The sequence below is a fragment of the Bradyrhizobium guangdongense genome, assembly GCF_006483445.1.
GTDB classification, from domain to species: domain Bacteria; phylum Pseudomonadota; class Alphaproteobacteria; order Rhizobiales; family Xanthobacteraceae; genus Bradyrhizobium; species Bradyrhizobium guangdongense_A.
The window spans coordinates 30,676-48,074 of the sequence record NZ_PPPT01000038.1; the positions used below are offsets into that span (position 1 = coordinate 30,676).

A 17,399-nucleotide genomic window follows, 5' to 3' on the forward strand; every position below is an offset into this window, starting at 1 on the left:
CAGCGCGAGCCCCGGAATGACGAGTTGAGAGATCTTTACCAGCTCCGCAAACTCGCAAACAACGCGAAGCCGAACAGCGCGACGGCGCCGAGGATGAAGCCGAGCAGGAAGCTCCAGACCCGCGATCGCCGCGGCTTCTCAGCAACAGGCGGTTTCGGCTCGGGCGTGACCACCAGCGCACGCTCACGCTCGACCATGCGGCGCGCGACGTAATCGGTCACGGCTTCGACGATGGCAGCGGTGTCGTGCGATTCCGCAAGCACAATGCGGCCGTGGCGCGTGTCCTGGACGAAGCGATACATCCGCTTGTCGCGGCCCATCACGATATGCGCGACGACGTCGATCCACAGCCGCGGCGTGTCGCCCTGGCTGATGCCGCGATCGAACAGGTCGACCCTGTCAGGCACTTCCGTGAACAGGGGATCGAGCGCGTCGTTGAGGATTTCGAGACGCGCGACTTCGGCATCGCGCAGGTCGACCACGACACCGGTGCGGTCAGCGGCCTCGATCCGCGCCTTCAGGAGTGCATCGCGCAGCCGCACCGTGCGCGGCTGGCTGGCATTGGTCCCGGCATTCTGCGGCTCTGACATTTTCGGCCCCGTTACGCGACTTACGGACGTTAACCTATCAGCAACCATGGTTGCCGCAAAGCGCGTTCAATTCCAGACACTTACAGCGGCCTCGCGGAGTTATCCCTGTGCCAAAAACAGACGATCCCACCCGGCTTACCGCCGGATGGGACCATCTGCCCTTGGACGTTTCTTGATTTGGAGCGCGACGGCTTAGGCGGCCGGAGCGCGGTTCGGCTCTTCCACGATCGAGAAGCGGACGCCGGCCTTGTGGCGGTTCGCTTCCGAAACCTCGCGCCAGGCATCCTCGGCTTCCTTGCGGGTCTTGAACGGGCCCTGCACCTGGGCCGAACCTTCGACGAGCTTGTGGAAGTTCATCGAGCCGAACTCGCCACCGATGACCCAGAAATTGCTGCCCTTCGTCATAGTCCGTCTCCTTGAGTGCGGTCGGCCCTGCTCGGCCGCCTGATCCTCATTCGCGCGCTATCGACATTTTTGACAACAGCCCGCGAAATGTCTGTCCTAGATAAACGCGAGAAAGCGAAGCTCGTACAGAGGCCTTGTATTCGAATGGTGATGTCATGTAACATAAGAACATGTCATAAATGTAATTTTGTAAAATTTGTAAAAAGAACGTCGAGATGACTGTCCTCAACATCGCGGAAGGGTCTGCAAATGCCCGCTGATTCCGGGAAAAAGCTGTTCGTGGGACCGCGCTTCCGGCGTATCCGGCAGCAATTGGGGCTGTCCCAGACCCAGATCGCCGAGGGGCTCGGCATCTCCCCGAGCTACATCAACCTGATCGAGCGCAACCAGCGCCCGGTGACCGCGCAGATCCTGCTGCGGCTGGCCGAGGCCTACGACCTCGATCTGCGCGATCTCGCGACCGCTGACGAGGACCGCTTCTTTGCGGAGCTGAACGAGATTTTTTCCGATCCGTTGTTCCGCCAGATCGACGTCCCCAAGCAGGAGCTGCGCGACCTCGCAGAACTCTGCCCCGGCGTGACCCATGCAATGCAGCGGCTCTATGCGGCCTATGCCGAGGCGCGCCAGGGCGAGACGCTGGCGGCGGCGCAGATGGCCGACCGCGACGTCGGAACGCGCTACGAGGCCAACCCGGTCGAGCGAGTGCGCGAGCTGATCGAGGCCAACCGCAACTATTTTCCCGAGCTCGAGCAGGCCGCCGAGGCCTTGCGCGACGAATTGAACGTGCCGGCCGAAGGCCTCTATGCGGCGCTTGCCGCACGATTGCGCGAGAAGCATTCGATCACGACGCGGATCATGCCGGTCGACGTGATGCGCGAGACACTGCGGCGCTTCGACCGCCATCGCCGCCAGCTCCTGATCTCCGAACTCGTCGACACGCCTGGCCGCACCTTCCAGCTTGCGTTCCAGATCGGGCTCGGCGAATGCGCACAGCATCTGGAGACCGTCATCGGTCGCCTCGGCCCGCTCGACGACGTACCGCGCCGGCTGTTCCGCATCACGCTCGGCAATTACTTTGCCGCCGCCGTGATGATGCCCTATCCGGCGTTCCTGGCTGCGGCCGAAGCCTTGAACTACGACATCCACGTGCTGGCGCAGCGCTTCAGCGCCGGCTTCGAGCAGGTCTGCCACCGCCTGACCACGCTGCAACGGCCGAACGCGCGCGGCATCCCGTTCTTCCTCTTGCGCGTCGACAATGCCGGCAACGTCTCAAAACGTTTTTCCTCCGGCACCTTCCCGTTCTCGAAATTCGGCGGCACGTGCCCCCTGTGGAACGTGCACTCGACCTTCGACACGCCGGACCGGCTGTTGAAGCAGGTGATCGAGCTGCCCGACGGCACGCGCTATTTCTCGATCGCGCAGATGGTGCGCCGGCCGGTTGCGCCGCATCCGTTGCCGCAGCCGCGCTTTGCCATCGGCCTCGGCTGCGAGATCCGCCACGCCTCGCGCCTAGTCTACGCGGCCGGCATGGATCTTGAGAAGACGGAAGGCACGCCGATCGGCGTCAACTGCCGGCTCTGCGAGCGCGAGAACTGCGCCCAGCGCGCCGAGCCGCCGATCACGCGCACGCTGATCCTGGACGAGACGACGCGTCGCGTCTCCTCGTTCGCGTTCTCGAATGCGCGGGAGTTGTGAGGCTCACACCAGCGTATGCACGATCACGGGACCCGCGACCGCACGCGCGTCCCCGGCAAGCAGCGGTCCCAGGTCCTTCTCGATCCAGGCGATCGCGCGCCTGTTGGCCTCCTCCGCCTGCTCGAACTTGTCGAAGATCGAGATCGCGGTCACCGTGTCGTCGCCGGCATAGACCACGTAATAGGCCCTGAAACCTTCGACGTCGCTGATGATGGGAACCGCACCCTCCTTGATGCGGCGCGCCAGCTCTTCGGCCGTCCCGCTTTTTGCCTTGGCCTGGCGGATGGCGGCATACATGAGACCCTCCTTCCGATGCTCGATGGGCGTTGCGCCCTGCGCGCGATCCTACGCCGAAGGGGCCGATCGATCCACGGTTGAAAGCGTTGGACGCGCGATTGCCAAGGCCGACCTCAATCTGCATAGTCCCGCGCGCAATCGTGACTGTTTTTTCTTAAAGAGGAAGATGACATGGCGGACGCCGACCTGGATGTCGTGATCCGGCAACTGGCCAGACAACTGCATGGCGGGCTGATGGCCCGCGCCAAGGAACGGCGGGACAAGTTTTCGGCACTTGCGGCCAAGGCCAAGGGCAAGGACGTGCGGGACCGCTACAAGGCGATGGCCAGGACCACGATGGAGCAGGCCACCGCCGCGGCGCGCCGCCTGCAGATATCCGCCGACAACGTCGCCGACAGCTACGCGCGCTCGATGCGGCTCGCCGCGGCCGAAGCCGCCGCGCAAAAGCCGGAGAAGAAGCCGCCGGTGCAAGAAAAGCCGGTGAAGGAGAAGCCGGTGAAGGAGAAGCCGGCCAAGGCTGCGAAGGCGAAGAAGAAAGCCAAATAGGCCTTCACCGCGGCCGTGGAAGGTCTAGTTCGGCTTGGCGTCTGCGAGGTCGGCCAATCGGGTCCGCGCCGTGGTGTGCGCCCAGCCGTCCTTTCCGTCGGGAAGCGCAAGTGCTGCCTCGAAATCGGCGCGCGCCTCGACGCTGCGTCCCTGCATCGCAAGCGCCAAGCCGCGGTTGACGCGCGACTCGGCGTTTGACGGTGCGAGCCGGATGGCGGTGTTGTAGCTCAGGATCGCGCGGTCGAGGTCGCCCTTGGCGGCGAGCGCGATGCCGCGATTGGCGTAGGGCGCGGCGAGTTTTGGATCGAGCGCGATCGCCTGGTCGTAATCGGCAATCGCGCCGTCGAGCTCGCCGTTCTGCTGGCGCGCGAGCCCGCGGTCGCGGAAGACCGCCGCGCGGTTGGGGTTGAGACGGATGGCCTCGTTGAAATCGGCGATCGCCATTCTGGAATCGCCGTGACGCATCGCAATCCGGCCGCGCCCCTCATAGGCAAAGGCGATCAGCGAGCCGCGCAGGGGGCTGAAGCCGATGACGGCCGAACAGACGTCGGGATCGTCGGCATCACCGCAATTGACGACGGTGTGCAACGACAGTCCGGCGAGAACGCCGACAACGATCAACAATGGCACGGCAAATCTGGTCATCACCGAACGTCGCCGGCAATGGGCCGGCCACGCATCCCCTTTCACAACGAAGCGGGATCGGTGTTAGCACCGGTGGAGGCGATCTTGTGTGCGCCAGGTCACAAAAGAGGTCACAAAGGCGGCCGCATCTGCGAAAGAATCAGGCCGCCTGATCGACAAGCCAATAGGCGACCTTCCACAGCGCGATCCCCAGCAAGACGCACCAGCCGATCGTTGCGGCACCCAGCGACGTCAGCAGCACGACGCCGCCCAGCCACTCCAGTGGTTTGCCACCCGGTGCGACGTCGCGCACCACCACTTGGTCTATCTGCATCGGTAACATGCGCACCTCCGGCAATTGCGTAAGCAATCCTGCCACTCGGCAAGCATCCCAGCCTGTTACAAACACAACGCGACGTCATTGATCTGGATCAGTTTTCGAAAAGGCGCAAGAGCCCCTCGATACAGGCGAACACAGGCGATCCGCATCCTGACGCTGACGAGGCAAGACAACGTCAATGCGAAGTTGAACAGGCGGGGGTTGTGCGCGGAAGCCGTTGCAGCGTGGCTCCGGATCAGCCCCAAGGACCTCTCGAGGAAGGCCCGCGCGATGAAGGCCCACGCGAGGACGAGCGGCCCCACGGACTTCCGTTCGGATAGTTCTCGTTGGCACCGACCGACGGCGCGGCGCGTGCGCCGAGCTCGGATGAAAGCTGCTGAAGTGCGGCGATGCGATTCTGCGTCGAGGGATGCGTGGCGAAGAGATTGTCGACGCCATGGCCCGACAGCGGATTGATGATGAACATGTGCGCGGTCGCAGGATTGCGCTCGGCGTCGTAGTTCGGCACCTGATGCGCGGCGTTCTCGATTTTCACCAGCGCCGAGGCCAGCCACATCGGCTGGCCGACGATGCGCGCGCCGAGATCGTCGGCGGCATATTCGCGGGTCCGGCTGATCGCCATCTGCACCAGCATGGCGCCGATCGGCGCCAGGATCATCATCAGGATCGAGCCGATGATGCCGGGGCCGGAGTTGCTGTCGCGGTGGCCGCTGAAGAACATGCCGAACTGCGCCAGCATCGAGATCGCGCCGGCGATGGTCGCCGTGATGGTCATCAGCAGCGTGTCGTGATTCCTGATGTGCGCGAGCTCATGCGCGATGACGCCGGCAAGCTCCTCGCGGCTGAGCTGGTGCATCAAGCCTGATGTGACGGCGACTGCGGCGTTCTCCGGGTTGCGGCCGGTCGCGAACGCATTGGGCTGCGCCTCGTCCATCAGGAACACGCGCGGCATCGGCAAGCCTGCGCGGCCGGCAAGCTCGGCGACGAGGCCGTAGAGTTCTGGCGCGGTGCTACGATCGACCTCATGGGCGCCGTACATCGACAGCACCATGCGGTCGGAGTTCCAGTAGGTGAAGAGATTGGTCGCCGCCGCAATCAGCAGCGCAACCATGGCTCCGCCGGCCCCGCCGATGAGATAGCCGACGCCCATGAACAGGGCGGTGAGGCCTGCCAGAAGCATTGCGGTGCGGAAGTAGTTCATGGCAATGGTCCGTTGGGTAAAGAGATCCTGCCACCGCTTCAGCTAGTCGTTGCGTCCCCGACGCCGCAAGGGGCGCGCGCCTGTGTCGCGCACCTTAATCGGGGAGTTCGTCAGGATCGGTAGCCGCCGCGAAGCGGGTCCAGGCGTCCGTGGCGCGCGCCGCCTCGTTCGGAAAGGCCGCCGCGATAGCGACCTCCTTTGCGAGGCGGGTGTGTTCCAGCCAGACCAGGTACAGCATCAACGGTGGCAATTGCTGCCGCGCCGCCAGCATCTCGGCACAGCGCAACTCGGCGCCGTCGTTTCCCCACCATCGCTCCGCAACCACGACCACTTTGCGAAAATTGCGCAGGATGCCGGTAATCTTCGTGCGGTCGACCTTGGCGATCCCCGCGCAATGGTTGAGCCAGTTGAGGCCTGCGATGATGGCGATGGCGACGTCGTCGCCGGCCTGTCCCGTGAAGTCGATCACCGTCTCGTCGTGCGGCTTGAGGCGCAGGAAGCTGTCGATCATCTCGGCCTGTCGCGCGGGTGCGATGAGCAGGCCGTCGTCGCGGCCCGGGATCATGGTGAGGTAGCGCAGCGCCTCGAGCCGCGTGTCGCGCCAGATCTCGCGCGCACCGCCATCCGCCGTGTCAGGCTCGCGCTTGCAGGCGGGATAGACGATCTCGCCGCGATCGGCCTTTTCGAGATAGGCCTGCGCAACCCGGTCGAGCGACTGCAACAGCGCCTCCGGGCCGGCGCGCGGGTCGAGCAAATCGTCGGGCGGCGACGTTTTGTGGTTGCCGAACAAGGCCATCGGGAACACCCCTGCGACCAACCCCCAGCCCCAGTCTAGCGCAGGTTGTGGCAAAATCGCGTGAGGCTTAATGACGTCGAAAACAACCCCATGCACAGTAGCTGGAGGGCGCCGGCTGCCGCTTACGATTTTTCCGAAAATGCCTTGACCCGTCGGGCAAATCAGGGGTATATTGTCACCATGGCGACCCGAACGATCGGGCCGGCCGCATCCCCTTAATCCTGCAGCAAACGGCAGCGGCAGCAGCCTCTTTATCGCCTGCGCCTGCCGGTTTACGCTGGAATCCGCAATGTTTCTCCCTGCCCTCAATCCGGTGAGCTGATGTTCAGGACACGATGCGCGATCGCGGCGATCGCGACCATTTTTGCTTTTGCCTCCGCGGCGTCGGCGCAGCAATCGCTTCCGCCGATGGGCCGGCCGGCCGCGCCTGCGGCACCGAAGGCCGCGACTCCTGCGGCACCAAAAGCTGCAACCGCAGCCTCCCCGCGTGCAGCATCGTGCCACAACGGCGCAAGTTTTGATCGCTTCCTTGCCGAGCTGAAACAGCAGGCAGTGGCCGAAGGCGTCTCGGAACGCACGATCGCGGCGACCGCGCCCTACCTCATCTACGACCAGGGCATCGTCAACCGCGACCGCGGCCAGCGCGTGTTCGGCCAGCTCTTCACTGAATTCGCCGGCCGCATGGCCGCAGTCTACCGGATGCAGAACGGCCAGCAGCACATCAAGCAATATGCGGCGGCGTTCGCGCGCGCCGAAAAGGAATACGGCGTGCCGCCCGCGGTCATCGCCGCGTTCTGGGGACTGGAGAGCGATTTTGGCGCCAACATGGGCAATCTGCCGACGCTGAAATCGCTGGTGTCGCTGGCCTATGATTGCCGCCGCTCCGAAATGTTCGCCAAGGAGACCATCGCGGCGCTGAAAATCATCGATCGTGGCGATTTGCATCCGGACGAGATGATCGGCTCCTGGGCGGGCGAGCTCGGGCAGACGCAATTTTTGCCCGTGCACTACGTCAACTATGCCGTCGATTATGACGGCGACGGAAGGCGCGATCTGCTCCGCTCGGGGCCCGACGTGATCGGCTCGACCGCGAACTACATCGCCAACGGCCTGAAGTGGCGGCGCGGCGAGCCATGGCTCGAAGAGATCAAGGTGCCCGCAAACCTGCCGTGGGAGCAGACAGATCTGTCGACGCAACTGCCGCGCTCGAAATGGGCGCAGTTGGGCGTGACCTATCCCGACGGCAGGCCGCTGCCGAACGACAACCTCGCGGCCTCCGTGCTGCTGCCGATGGGACGGACCGGACCGGCCTTCATGGCCTATCCGAATTTCGCCGCCTACACCGAGTGGAACAACTCGCTGATCTATTCGACGACCGCGGGCTACCTCGCCTCGCGCATCGCCGGCGCAGCACCGATGCGCAAGCCGGCACAGCCGGTGGCGCAACTGCCGTTCAACGAGCTGAAGGAGCTGCAGCAGCTCCTGGTGCGCGCCGGCTACAATGTCGGCAAGGTCGACGGCGTGCTCGGCCAGCAGAGCCGCATCGCGGTGAAGGCGATGCAGGTGAAGTACGGCCTGCCTGCGGATTCCTGGCCGACCGCCGAGCTGCTCGCGCGGATGCGCGGTGGCGGCACCGCGCAGGCGCAGCCGGCGGGGACGGTGCGGTAAACGAGCCGGGCGTGAACCCAATACTCCAGCGAGTGGATGGCTTGCCAGAATCCATTATGCGCCAGTAGCAGCCGAATTGCTGCGTCGCCGTGAACTGACGCGATGGCCACCAGGAGACAGTTGCTGTCACCACCCAAACGTTTCGTCAACGTTCATTTGCTACCAAACGATGCGCACGGTTGTTAGGGTAGACCGAACACCATGTCGAAAGAGGTTTGCGAACCAGCATGAAATGGCTTGCGGCAATACTGGCTGCGGTTATTGCCGTTTACGCGGTCTACGCGCTGAATTTTCCTTCCTATTCTTATCGCTACCGGCTTGAGATATCCCTCTCAGTCGAAGATAGGGTCCATACTGGTTCCAGCGTCATCGAGGTCCGTTGGTCGTGCGGACCCAAGCTCGCCGGTTTGGCCCAATGCTCTTCCAGTCTTGGCGGCCAAGCGACCGTCATCGAACTAGGGCCGCGCGGAGTCGTTGTCGCAACACTTTACACCGGAGAGAATGTCTCCCCCGTCCCAGACGGAGCCATTAACGCCACATGGCTATGCGCCAACGCCTTCGGCAATCGAAGCACCACCGAGGACTTGCCGAAGCTTCCCCACTTGGTCGGACGCCGCGAACTTTCGTCGAATAACTTCCCACGGCTAGTGTGGTTCTCGAATCCGGCCGACCCGAAATCCGCCCGGAAAGTAACCGTCGAGAATATTGCAAAAGTTCTCGACCCCAGCGCCCGCTTCACGAAAGCCTATGTGGAAATCACACGAGACCCAATAGTCGTAGATATCGCAAAGAAACTGCCTTGGTATCCAGCATTACTGGAAGCGCAAAAGGGGAAACTCATTATTTCAGAGCCCGGCAAGTTCCAGCTCATTTACAACATGCTTGTGGGAGAAAATACGACGTGATCTTCAGCGAATGTTCGTCCGCTATGGGTCAAATCCGAAGGACTCAACCTGAGCAAAATCGGTCCGCTGCGGCCCGCTAAGCCGAAGACCCGACTTCTATTCGCGAAAGCCGGGTTTGCCTCGCAAACGAGTGTAGGCCGACTGTTCGGCTTGCCATTGCGAGTATTGAAGTTGGTCAATTGGAAACGCGGTTAGCCGGCGTTGTCCATCTGCGTCCAGATGCATCATTACCGTGTATTCCCGACCAAATTGATCAGGCGTGTAGGGATACACAAAGTCCCGCTTCTCGCCACGCAACCCGAAGCGAACATCAAATACCTGACCGACCATGGCGTCGCCGCGTCGGAGCTCGGTAACTTTAACGCGCGTGAAGAATGTATCGTTTGGAAGATTTCGGGCTGGCTGTCCCGACTGATCGCGACCACCCAACCAACTCACCTTCTCAACCAAACGAACTCTGGCGATCACAACATCCTTGGCGTTGCTGGGCAGACGATCCAGCGCATCGATACCGCCTTGCATGTGCTCTAGAAAATACGCAACAGGCGACTTGCTTTGTGCTGTCCCAGGGAGCGGCACGGCTGCGGTCACGCCAATCACGGCGACGAAGGCAATGACTAGCTTAGACGATTTCATTCATGTTCCGCATCGCAGGGGTGTGACGCCTTTCTAACCCAATCCGGGAAAATCCGACAGGTGAAGTCCACTCGGGGTCAAAGGCGAAGAACTCAACCTGAGCAAAATTGGTCCGCTGCGGCCCGCTAAGCCGACCTCAATTGAGGGTTCGCCACTTCGCTAATGGGCCACTTTCGGACTCATGCACCGCAGCAAATCAAACATCTCTATTCGATCACTTCGTCGGCGTTGAGCAGTAGCGATGTCGGGAGTTTCAGACCGAGTGCCTTGGCAGTCTTGAGATTGATAACCAACTCGAACTTGGTCGGCTGCTCGACAGGCAGGTCAGACGGCTTTGCGCCCTTGAGGATCTTGTCCACAAAGGTGGCCGCGCGACGGAAGAGGTCGGCGAAACTCGGGCCGTAGGACATCAGGCCGCCATCGTCCGGGAATTCGCGAAGGCCATACATGGCCGGGAGGCGGCTGCTGGCAGCCAAGGCCACTATCCGTGGTCGATACGCAACAGTGAGGGCGTCATCCAAGGCGATGAGGGCCTGAGCGTTGCTGTTCGTCGCAGCGGCGAACGCCGCCTCGAAGTCTCCGGATCCGTGCACGTCGAGAGGCTGAAGCGCCACGCCCAGCTTCCGGGCTGCCACCTCGGTATCTTGCCAGAAGCTGGCGTGGACGGCGACGGTCGGGTTCCTGAGGACGGCGATCCGGATTAGCCCTGGCACGAGCTCCTGCAGGAGCTGTACGCGCTTCGCGATGATCGCTTCATTGAAATAGCTCACCCCCGTCACGTTTCCTCCGGGCCGCGCCAGGCTCGCCACCAGACCGAGCGCAACGGGATCAGGCGTGACTATGACGATGGGGATTGCCGCGGTGGCCTTCCTGGCCGCCACCGCTGCGACGCTGTTGCCGGCCACCAAAATATCCACTTTGAGACCAACAAGCTCAGCCACCAGAGCCGGCATCCGCTCGTTACGCCCCTCGGCGTAGCGGACTTCCAGTGCGATCGTCTGTCCTTCGACGTAGCCCAGCTCTCGGAGTCTTTGCCGGAAAGCCCCGACCATGTGCTCGGTCGAAGCAGCGTTGGATCCGGCGATATAGCCGACGCGCGGGATTTTTGTCGGCGTCTGTTCGCCGGCGGCCGCCGGCTGAAGGACTGACACAGCCGCTGCGCCCCCAAAGAGCGCGAAGAACTCGCGTCGCTGCATATTCGGTCCCACCCCAGGTGAGCCACATCTTAGCGGCTAATGCGCGCGTTGATAGCTGAAACCAGCATCTCCTGGATCCAGAGCCTCGCCTAAGGCGCATCTGCGACGGGACATGTGATGCCGGCTAAGGGCAAGAATCGGAAGTCGATATTGGTCCGAACCATCTTTTAGCTAGGCATTGGCAATGGGTTATCGGTGCGCCCGCACGATGTGAGGACCAGGTCCAAGCACGATATCTCGCTTCAGAACGCCGTAGAACCGGTCAGCAATTTCGAGAAGCCCCAGATCTTCTATCAAATTGAAGCCTTCACTGCGCAGCATTTGCGTCAACTCGATGGGATCGAAAAAGCTCAGCCAAGGCTCACCCCGCGACGCCGCCCTTTCGGCCGTTGCCATGACGCTGGCGCGGCGCTCAGCAGGATAGTTCTGGAATGGTTCGGCATAGTCGAAAACGACGGCGGCTTTCGGCACCGCGGAAATAAACTTCAACGTCGAAGAGACTGCAGCTTTTGTCAGGTAAGGCACCACGCCAAGCCATTGAAAAAACGCAGGCTCGTCCAGCTTTAATCCAGCTCTTGTTAGCCCTTCCGCGAGGCTTTCTCGTTCAAAGTCTACCGGCGCAAAAACAGTTGATGGCGGCTCGATAAGGCCAGCGGCTCGTATCCGATTGCGTTTCCAATTTTGCGTCGATGGGTAGTCGACCTCGAATGTGCGAACGCCGAGATCTGCATAAGGATTTCGTAGCGAGAACGTATCGAGACCTGCACCCAGCACCACGACCTGACGAACACCGCACGCGATACAATCCGCCATCGTGTCCTCGGAAAACCGGCTTCGTGCAGCGATGAATAGACGCCAAGGTCGTAGAGAGCCGTTGGCAGCGATCTCGCCTAGGGTAGCGGCGGTCTCTTGGTCTAAGATCCTCGACGCAAACGAATCCTTGAAGATCGCTCCACCTTCCAGTTTTTGATGAATGGCACGAAAGGCAGCCGCTCCGCGAGCTGTCTGACTAGGTTGTCCATAGCGCATCACGATCCATTCCAAAGAATGCAGTGCACATAGCATCGTTGCGCCACAAACTAGCACACTCGAAAGGGAGCTGCCGACGTCTGCTCCGGGTCAAACAGCGAAGGACTCAGGTTGAGCAAATCTGGTCCGCTCAGGTGCAATTACCGGACTCCCGGCCGATGAGGGCGCAACTTCGCAGATGGGCCACGTTCGGACTCATGCACCGCAGCAAATTGCATTCGCTATTCGATCACAACATCGGCTTGCGCGAGCATCGCGGGCGGCACAGTAAGGCCAAGCGCCTTCGCGGTCTTTTGATTGATCACTAGCTCGAACTTGGTCGGGCGTTCGACCGGCAGGTCGCCAGCTTTCGCACCGTTGAAAATCTTGTCGATGAAAACGGCGGACCGGCGAAATTGATCTGGCAAGTCGATCCCGTAGCTCAGGAGCAATCCCGCCTCGGCGTACTCTCTCACCGCAGAGATTGCTGGCAACCGATTTCTGACGGCCATGCCCCCAATCAGGCCACGATGGTTGAACAGCACACCATCACTCAGCACGACGAGCCCCTGCGCGCGTTCTCTCGTCATCGTTGCGAACGCTTGTTCAAGTGCCTCCGGCCCGCGCGCCTCGGCTCGGACAACCGTCAAGCCCAGTGCCTCGGTGGCTTCCCGCACCGACGTCAGCCGGTCCTGATTCGGCGTAAAGTCCGGGTTCCACAGGATGCCCACACGCGAGAGTTTCGGCAGGGTATCCTTCAAAAATTCGAGCCGCTTGCCATTGATTTCGTCGCCAGGCTCAGAGCTGAAGCCGGTGACATTCCCGCCCGGTCGCGCCAGACTGGCAACAAATCCGGCACTGACCGGCTCGGCACTGTTGGTCATCACGATCGGGATCGTGGTGGTCGCCTTCATGGCTGCAACCGTGGTCACATTGTTTCCGGACACGATGACGTCCACGCCGAGCCCGACGAGGTTTGTGGCAAGCGCCGCCAGCCGTCCCATCTCGCCGTCGGCAAAGCGGTACTCGATCACGGCATTCTCGCCAATGCGGTAGCCCAGGCTCCGCAGGCCCTCCTCGAAGGCTCTAATGTTTTGAAGTGTCCGCTCCCGAGACGCGATAGCGAGGTAGCCTACTCGGTACACCCGCGCTGCCGGTTGCTTCGCACCTGCGGCCAACGGCCACGTCGCCGCCGTGCTGCCAAGAAGCGTGATGAATTCGCGCCGTCTCATGTCTGCTCCCAAGCTCAGGTGAAGGCATGGTAGCGGTTTAGTCGGGCACATCGATAGTCATGAAAGCCGCTGCCGCACTGCGCAGCTAATGTCGCAGTTGAGTCAACAGCGCCCTCGGTCCAGTGGCGGGCACGTCCGGGCTACCCCTATGACCAGACATCCCTGCCGAGCACAGGATTGGCAGAGAAGGGCCACAGGCGGACCAGTGCAACCGAACCAGTAGGCCCCATTTTCAGCCACCCTCCAGGTGGTCTCTCCCGACAAATCGTGGGTCGACGGTCGGGTTCGAGCCAATATGTTCGATCATACCGCGCGAAATCCCGATGTCCTTGAGGTCATGATCGTCGAATGCATACAAAGCGTTCCGCAATTTTCGACGCCGCCGCTCCTCCTGAAAAGTACGCCAGTATTGTTTGAAGAAGGCGCAGATCGGGTGGATGGCAAGATTCAGACGCACCGTTCCGCCTGTAACGTGGTTCGTGCTCATGAAATTTGCCTCCGGCTAAGCGGTCCCCGGAAGGAACGTGCCTGCGCCCGAACAGACCTGCTTTATCGGCGGCTTACATTTTGCTTACCGGCGGCTTAATGTTTTGCAGTCAGCCGTTGCAGCGCCTCCCGAACATCCCGCGGCATGGAGGAAGTGGCAGATTGCGCTATCACCTTGAAGACCACACCCTTGACACGGACCGGCGCGAGCTGCGTCGAGGCGCCGAGTTGATCGCTCTCGCACCACAGGTGTTCGACCTGCTTCACTACCTTATCCGCAACAAGGACCGCGTGGTCAGCAAAGACGACATCATCAGCGCAGTCTGGAACGGCCGCATTGTCTCGGATGCCGCATTGACGACCCGGCTCAATGCGGCCCGGACCGCCGTCGGCGACACCGGCGAAAGGCAGCACCTGATCAAGACACTGCCGCGCAAGGGCTTCCGCTTCGTCGGCAGGGTCGTCGAAGATCAGGGGCGTTCAGTTGCAGCGGCGCATGACAACAAGGAGACCTCCCCCGCCCCGGCACCTCGTCTTTCCATTGTTGTGATGCCGTTCGCAAACATAGGCGGCGACGCCGAACAAGACTATTTCGCCGACGGCGTAACGGAGAGCCTGACCACGGACCTGTCGCGCATCAGCGGTTCGTTCGTCATTGGCCGGCACACAGCGTTTACCTACAAGGGCAAGTCGATCGATCTCAGACAGGTCGGCCGCGAACTGAACGTTCGCTATATACTGGAAGGCTCGGTTCAGCGGGCCGGTAGCCGGTTTCGCTTCAGTGTACAGCTGATCAGCGCCGAAACGGGCAACCATCTTTGGGCAGAGCGATTCGACAAGCCTGTCGCCGACCTTTTCGACATGCAGGACGAAATTGTGTCACGGCTGGCCAACGCGCTGAATGCCGAGCTGATTGCAGCTGAGGCGCGGCGAGCCGAGAGCTCCGCAAACCCGGACGCGATGGACCTGTATTTCCGGGGCAGAGCTATTTCCAACATGGGGCAGACCCCCGAGCAACTGACGCGAGCACAGGGCTTTTTCGAACGTGCCTTGGCACTTGATCCAGCCTGTATGGAGGCGCTGGTCGGCAAAGCTGAGGTTGATGCGACTATTCTGGCTGCCTTTCTGACCGACGACGCGGCCCCTCGCCTTGCAGCGGCAGAGACGACACTGAGCAAGGCCTTGTCGCTGGCGCCGCAGAATGCCATGGCGCACCTTTTCCTCGGCCTCGTCCAGATCACCACAAATCGCGCCGCTCAAGGTATTGCGTCATGCGAGCGAGCGTTGGCGCTGGACCGCAATTTGGCCGAGGCCCACGCCTGGATCGGTCTGGCAAAAATCTACATCGGTCGAGCCAAGGAAACCGAGATCCACATCCTTGAGGCGCTCCGGCTGTCTCCTCGCGACATAAGAGCCTTCCGTTGGCTGATGGTCATTGGCTTCGCCAAGTTGAACCTTGATGCCGCCGGGGAAGCGGTGGTTTGGTTACGGCGCAGCATTGAGGCCAATCGCAACAATCCCCTTGCGCAGGTTTGGCTCGCCGACGCGTTGATGCGGCTTGGCGAGCTGGATGAGGCAAAGGCCGCTGCGCGAGCGGCTCTTGTCCTTGATCCGACCTTCACCATCCGCCGCTTGCGCGCCAGAGCACCGAGCAACAATCCGACCTTCCTTGCCGGACGCGACCGAATTTACGAGGGTCTGCGCTTGGCCGGGGTGCCGGAGGGTTGACGTCCGCTTGGGGTCAAAGTGCGAAGAACTCAACATGGGCAGATCTGGTCCGTGATGCTTCCGCAAGCAGACTTCATGAAGGGTGGCTGTCACGTCGCCGACGGGCCACCAACGGACTTTTGCGCCGCGACAAAGGTGGCTTCTATTCGATCACCTCGTCGGCCTGCGCCAGCAGCGCTGGCGGCACCGTGATGCCAAGCTGCTTCGCCGTCTTCAGGTTCAAGATGAGTGTGAACTTGTCGGCCTGCTCGATGGGCAGATCGCCGGGCTTCGCTCCCCTCAGGATTTTGGCGACTTGGCCGCCAGCCCGGCGAGCCTGCTCATCGAGGTCGGTATAGTATGACATCAACAGCCCGCCCCGCGTCCAGAAAGGGGTGGGGCCGAAAGCCGGTTTACCGGTCTTTGCAAGAGAGGCCACGATTTGGGGAATGCGGACCGCTAATCTCGGATCAAGGGACATGAAGAACGCGCTGACGTCGTCGCGTTGCCCTGACGCAATTGCGCTCTCGACGTCAGCGATCGTCGGCACCTCATACATGGAGACCGCGAAGCCCAATTGCTGGGCTGCCTTTTGCACCGCAGCCCGCTCAACGGGAAAATTAACGGCAGTGTCCATAAGACCAATGAACCCGAGCCGCGTCAGGTTTGGCACCAGTTCCTTGAACAATTGAAATTGCTTGCTCATCAGGCTTTCAAGCCCACCACTGGCGTTCTGGACGTTGCCAGTCAGCATGCCGCCCGGCCTCGCATAGCTCTCCACCCAGCCTTGCGTAACGGGATCGACTGCAACGCCCGTGAAGACCACCGGAGCGTTTGGTACTAGCCTGTGGATTGTACCGCCGAAGGTGACATAGACGCGGGGCTTCAGGCCATCCAGCCCCTTGACGATTTCCGGCAGTCGCGAGAAGTCGCCATCGGCGAAGCGCACCGTCATGACATAGTCTTTGCCTTCGATGAGGCCGGATTGCTTGAGACCCTCGCGGAGCGAGGCGCTCCTTGTGATTGCAAGTTGCTCGGTCGACAGGCCTATAGCCGCGACAAGCGGCAGGTTTGCAGCCTGCTGTGCCCGCGCCGCGAGCGGCCACGCCGCTGCCGCGCCGCCCAAAACACCGAGAAAATCCCGCCGCTTCATTGTCCCCGCCCCGATGCGCTCGTCCGAGCGTAGGCAATTATCGACTCTGGTCCAAGCTGTCTGATGTCCGAAGTGGGTCATTCGTGACCGGCTCGAGCCTGGCGTTAAGCCGGACTACGCCTGATGCGGCCGCGGATGGACTGGACCCGGATTGCGCTTCGCTCCATCCGGGCTACGGCTCATCGTTACTTACTGTCATGCCCAGGCTTCGTGGGCGATGACAACGAGACAATTTTTTTTGTCCAGTGCCCCCGGTTCATGCGATTGCATTCTTCTTCGGGGCCCCCATGTCAGGAGGCCAGGATTTTGTCTGGCATTCCACAACACGAAAAGAGCATCACATGTCCTTCTATGACGCCGTCGTCCCCGGCTATTTGCAAATGCTGAACAGCCTCACCGGCCTGCTCACCAAGGCCGAAGCGCATTGCGCGGCCCGGAAGATCGACCCCTCGGTGCTGCTGGGATCGCGCCTGTTCCCGGACATGCTGCCGCTGTCGAGGCAGATCCAGCTCGTGAGCGATTTTGCCGCCAAGGGCTGCGCGCGACTGACGCATAGCGAGGTGCCGTCGACGCCCGACACCGAGACGAGTTTTGCGGAATTGAAGCAGCGACTCGCCAAGACCATCGACTATGTGAAGTCGTACAAGCCCGAGCAGTTCGACGGCGCCGACACCAGGGACGTCACCTTCCCGGCCGGTCCCGACCGGACCATGACGGTGACGGGCCAGCAATTCTTCTCCTCGGTCTCGCTGCCCAATTTCTATTTCCATGCCGCGACCGCGCACGGCATCTTGCGGCACAACGGCGTCGAGATCGGCAAGCGCGATTTCCTCGGCGTGAGCTGAAGGCCGGAAGCAGTGCGTCATGGCCGGGCTTGTCCCGCCCATCCACGACCTTTCCCGCAGCGCCAAGAA

The 17,399-nt window shown here is 61.7% G+C and carries 19 protein-coding genes; 6 read left to right on the top strand and 13 right to left on the bottom strand.

The annotated features are described in order from the left end of the window. Positions 1-35: 35 nt before the first annotated feature. Together C2U70_RS06215 and C2U70_RS06220 are read right to left on the bottom strand one after the other, a co-directional pair. Entirely contained in the window at positions 36-590 is a 555-nt protein-coding gene (locus C2U70_RS06215; RefSeq protein ID WP_140977072.1) for a hypothetical protein, read from the bottom strand. Positions 591-782: 192 nt separating this feature from the next. Next, positions 783-995 carry a DUF4170 domain-containing protein gene (locus tag C2U70_RS06220; RefSeq protein WP_140977073.1) on the bottom strand — a complete coding sequence of 71 codons (213 nt, stop codon included), beginning with the start codon at positions 993-995 and terminating at the stop codon, positions 783-785. Between the two features lie 249 nt (positions 996-1,244). Here C2U70_RS06220 and C2U70_RS06225 point away from each other — a divergent pair, with 249 nt between their 5' ends. Beyond that, on the top strand, positions 1,245-2,690 hold the full coding sequence (locus C2U70_RS06225) for a helix-turn-helix domain-containing protein (RefSeq protein WP_140977075.1): 1,446 nt from the start codon (positions 1,245-1,247) through the stop codon (positions 2,688-2,690). A 3-nt stretch (positions 2,691-2,693) separates the two neighbouring features. Here C2U70_RS06225 and C2U70_RS06230 read toward each other — a convergent pair whose 3' ends face one another. Then, positions 2,694-2,987: an antibiotic biosynthesis monooxygenase gene (locus C2U70_RS06230; RefSeq protein ID WP_140977077.1), complete on the bottom strand. Its 294-nt coding sequence runs from the start codon at positions 2,985-2,987 to the stop codon at positions 2,694-2,696. A gap of 171 nt (positions 2,988-3,158) precedes the next feature. On the opposite strand from C2U70_RS06230, the gene C2U70_RS06235 reads away from it, so the two are divergent. Then, positions 3,159-3,533 carry a hypothetical protein gene (locus C2U70_RS06235; protein WP_140977078.1) on the top strand — a complete coding sequence of 125 codons (375 nt, stop codon included), beginning with the start codon at positions 3,159-3,161 and terminating at the stop codon, positions 3,531-3,533. Positions 3,534-3,557: 24 nt separating this feature from the next. On the opposite strand, the gene C2U70_RS06240 is transcribed toward C2U70_RS06235, so the two are convergent. The 4 genes from C2U70_RS06240 to C2U70_RS06250 form a co-directional block, all read right to left on the bottom strand. Continuing rightward, positions 3,558-4,178: a tetratricopeptide repeat protein gene (locus tag C2U70_RS06240; RefSeq protein ID WP_140977080.1), complete on the bottom strand. Its 621-nt coding sequence runs from the start codon at positions 4,176-4,178 to the stop codon at positions 3,558-3,560. Between the two features lie 139 nt (positions 4,179-4,317). After that, positions 4,318-4,491, bottom strand: a complete 174-nt coding sequence (locus C2U70_RS32855) for a hypothetical protein (RefSeq protein WP_186294091.1) — start codon at positions 4,489-4,491, stop codon at positions 4,318-4,320. A 241-nt stretch (positions 4,492-4,732) separates the two neighbouring features. Next, the gene (gene htpX, locus C2U70_RS06245; protein WP_140977081.1) at positions 4,733-5,698 is read right to left on the bottom strand and encodes a zinc metalloprotease HtpX; all 966 of its coding nucleotides are present in this window, start codon (positions 5,696-5,698) and stop codon (positions 4,733-4,735) included. 94 nt (positions 5,699-5,792) lie between these two features. Further along, entirely contained in the window at positions 5,793-6,494 is a 702-nt protein-coding gene (locus C2U70_RS06250) for a hypothetical protein (RefSeq protein ID WP_140977083.1), read from the bottom strand. Between the two features lie 321 nt (positions 6,495-6,815). Between C2U70_RS06250 and C2U70_RS06255 the strand changes: the two genes are divergently transcribed. Both C2U70_RS06255 and C2U70_RS06260 read left to right on the top strand, forming a co-directional pair. Then, positions 6,816-8,162 carry a lytic murein transglycosylase gene (locus tag C2U70_RS06255; RefSeq protein WP_140977085.1) on the top strand — a complete coding sequence of 449 codons (1,347 nt, stop codon included), beginning with the start codon at positions 6,816-6,818 and terminating at the stop codon, positions 8,160-8,162. Positions 8,163-8,389: 227 nt separating this feature from the next. Then, positions 8,390-9,067 carry a hypothetical protein gene (locus C2U70_RS06260; protein WP_140977087.1) on the top strand — a complete coding sequence of 226 codons (678 nt, stop codon included), beginning with the start codon at positions 8,390-8,392 and terminating at the stop codon, positions 9,065-9,067. 96 nt (positions 9,068-9,163) lie between these two features. Here the strand turns inward: C2U70_RS06260 and C2U70_RS06265 are convergent, their stop codons facing one another. The 5 genes from C2U70_RS06265 to C2U70_RS06285 all read right to left on the bottom strand — a co-directional run bounded on the left by C2U70_RS06265 (position 9,164) and on the right by C2U70_RS06285 (position 13,626). Beyond that, the gene (locus C2U70_RS06265) at positions 9,164-9,703 is read right to left on the bottom strand and encodes a hypothetical protein (protein ID WP_140977088.1); all 540 of its coding nucleotides are present in this window, start codon (positions 9,701-9,703) and stop codon (positions 9,164-9,166) included. A 206-nt stretch (positions 9,704-9,909) separates the two neighbouring features. Further along, complete coding sequence (locus C2U70_RS06270; RefSeq protein WP_140977090.1) at positions 9,910-10,899, bottom strand: ABC transporter substrate-binding protein; 990 nt, start codon at positions 10,897-10,899, stop codon at positions 9,910-9,912. 189 nt (positions 10,900-11,088) lie between these two features. Beyond that, positions 11,089-11,928 (bottom strand): class I SAM-dependent methyltransferase, encoded by an 840-nt coding sequence (locus C2U70_RS06275; protein WP_140977101.1) that lies wholly within the window; start codon positions 11,926-11,928, stop codon positions 11,089-11,091. Positions 11,929-12,149: 221 nt separating this feature from the next. Further along, positions 12,150-13,139, bottom strand: a complete 990-nt coding sequence (locus tag C2U70_RS06280) for an ABC transporter substrate-binding protein (protein ID WP_186294092.1) — start codon at positions 13,137-13,139, stop codon at positions 12,150-12,152. 232 nt (positions 13,140-13,371) lie between these two features. Continuing rightward, entirely contained in the window at positions 13,372-13,626 is a 255-nt protein-coding gene (locus C2U70_RS06285; RefSeq protein ID WP_140977092.1) for a DUF1127 domain-containing protein, read from the bottom strand. 161 nt (positions 13,627-13,787) lie between these two features. Between C2U70_RS06285 and C2U70_RS06290 the strand changes: the two genes are divergently transcribed. Further along, positions 13,788-15,353 (top strand): winged helix-turn-helix domain-containing protein, encoded by a 1,566-nt coding sequence (locus C2U70_RS06290; RefSeq protein ID WP_246666674.1) that lies wholly within the window; start codon positions 13,788-13,790, stop codon positions 15,351-15,353. A 142-nt stretch (positions 15,354-15,495) separates the two neighbouring features. Here C2U70_RS06290 and C2U70_RS06295 read toward each other — a convergent pair whose 3' ends face one another. Continuing rightward, a complete protein-coding gene (locus C2U70_RS06295; protein WP_186294093.1) occupies positions 15,496-16,485 on the bottom strand; it encodes an ABC transporter substrate-binding protein in 990 nt (329 codons plus the stop codon). A 341-nt stretch (positions 16,486-16,826) separates the two neighbouring features. Between C2U70_RS06295 and C2U70_RS06300 the strand changes: the two genes are divergently transcribed. Further along, positions 16,827-17,330 (top strand): DUF1993 domain-containing protein, encoded by a 504-nt coding sequence (locus C2U70_RS06300; protein WP_140977097.1) that lies wholly within the window; start codon positions 16,827-16,829, stop codon positions 17,328-17,330. Positions 17,331-17,399 lie beyond the last annotated feature (69 nt).

Excerpts from the sequence above, each read along its gene's own strand:
- C2U70_RS06215 (WP_140977072.1), bottom strand. The coding sequence starts at position 590 with ATGTCAGAGCCGCAGAATGCCGGGACCAATGCCAGCCAGCCGCGCACG.
- C2U70_RS06220 (WP_140977073.1), bottom strand. The coding sequence starts at position 995 with ATGACGAAGGGCAGCAATTTCTGGGTCATCGGTGGCGAGTTCGGCTCG.
- C2U70_RS06225 (WP_140977075.1), top strand. The coding sequence starts at position 1,245 with ATGCCCGCTGATTCCGGGAAAAAGCTGTTCGTGGGACCGCGCTTCCGG.
- C2U70_RS06230 (WP_140977077.1), bottom strand. The coding sequence starts at position 2,987 with ATGTATGCCGCCATCCGCCAGGCCAAGGCAAAAAGCGGGACGGCCGAA.
- C2U70_RS06235 (WP_140977078.1), top strand. The coding sequence starts at position 3,159 with ATGGCGGACGCCGACCTGGATGTCGTGATCCGGCAACTGGCCAGACAA.
- C2U70_RS06240 (WP_140977080.1), bottom strand. The coding sequence starts at position 4,178 with ATGACCAGATTTGCCGTGCCATTGTTGATCGTTGTCGGCGTTCTCGCC.
- C2U70_RS32855 (WP_186294091.1), bottom strand. The coding sequence starts at position 4,491 with ATGCAGATAGACCAAGTGGTGGTGCGCGACGTCGCACCGGGTGGCAAA.
- htpX (WP_140977081.1), bottom strand. The coding sequence starts at position 5,698 with ATGAACTACTTCCGCACCGCAATGCTTCTGGCAGGCCTCACCGCCCTG.
- C2U70_RS06250 (WP_140977083.1), bottom strand. The coding sequence starts at position 6,494 with ATGGCCTTGTTCGGCAACCACAAAACGTCGCCGCCCGACGATTTGCTC.
- C2U70_RS06255 (WP_140977085.1), top strand. The coding sequence starts at position 6,816 with ATGTTCAGGACACGATGCGCGATCGCGGCGATCGCGACCATTTTTGCT.
- C2U70_RS06260 (WP_140977087.1), top strand. The coding sequence starts at position 8,390 with ATGAAATGGCTTGCGGCAATACTGGCTGCGGTTATTGCCGTTTACGCG.
- C2U70_RS06265 (WP_140977088.1), bottom strand. The coding sequence starts at position 9,703 with ATGAAATCGTCTAAGCTAGTCATTGCCTTCGTCGCCGTGATTGGCGTG.
- C2U70_RS06270 (WP_140977090.1), bottom strand. The coding sequence starts at position 10,899 with ATGCAGCGACGCGAGTTCTTCGCGCTCTTTGGGGGCGCAGCGGCTGTG.
- C2U70_RS06275 (WP_140977101.1), bottom strand. The coding sequence starts at position 11,928 with ATGCGCTATGGACAACCTAGTCAGACAGCTCGCGGAGCGGCTGCCTTT.
- C2U70_RS06280 (WP_186294092.1), bottom strand. The coding sequence starts at position 13,139 with ATGAGACGGCGCGAATTCATCACGCTTCTTGGCAGCACGGCGGCGACG.
- C2U70_RS06285 (WP_140977092.1), bottom strand. The coding sequence starts at position 13,626 with ATGAGCACGAACCACGTTACAGGCGGAACGGTGCGTCTGAATCTTGCC.
- C2U70_RS06295 (WP_186294093.1), bottom strand. The coding sequence starts at position 16,485 with ATGAAGCGGCGGGATTTTCTCGGTGTTTTGGGCGGCGCGGCAGCGGCG.
- C2U70_RS06300 (WP_140977097.1), top strand. The coding sequence starts at position 16,827 with ATGTCCTTCTATGACGCCGTCGTCCCCGGCTATTTGCAAATGCTGAAC.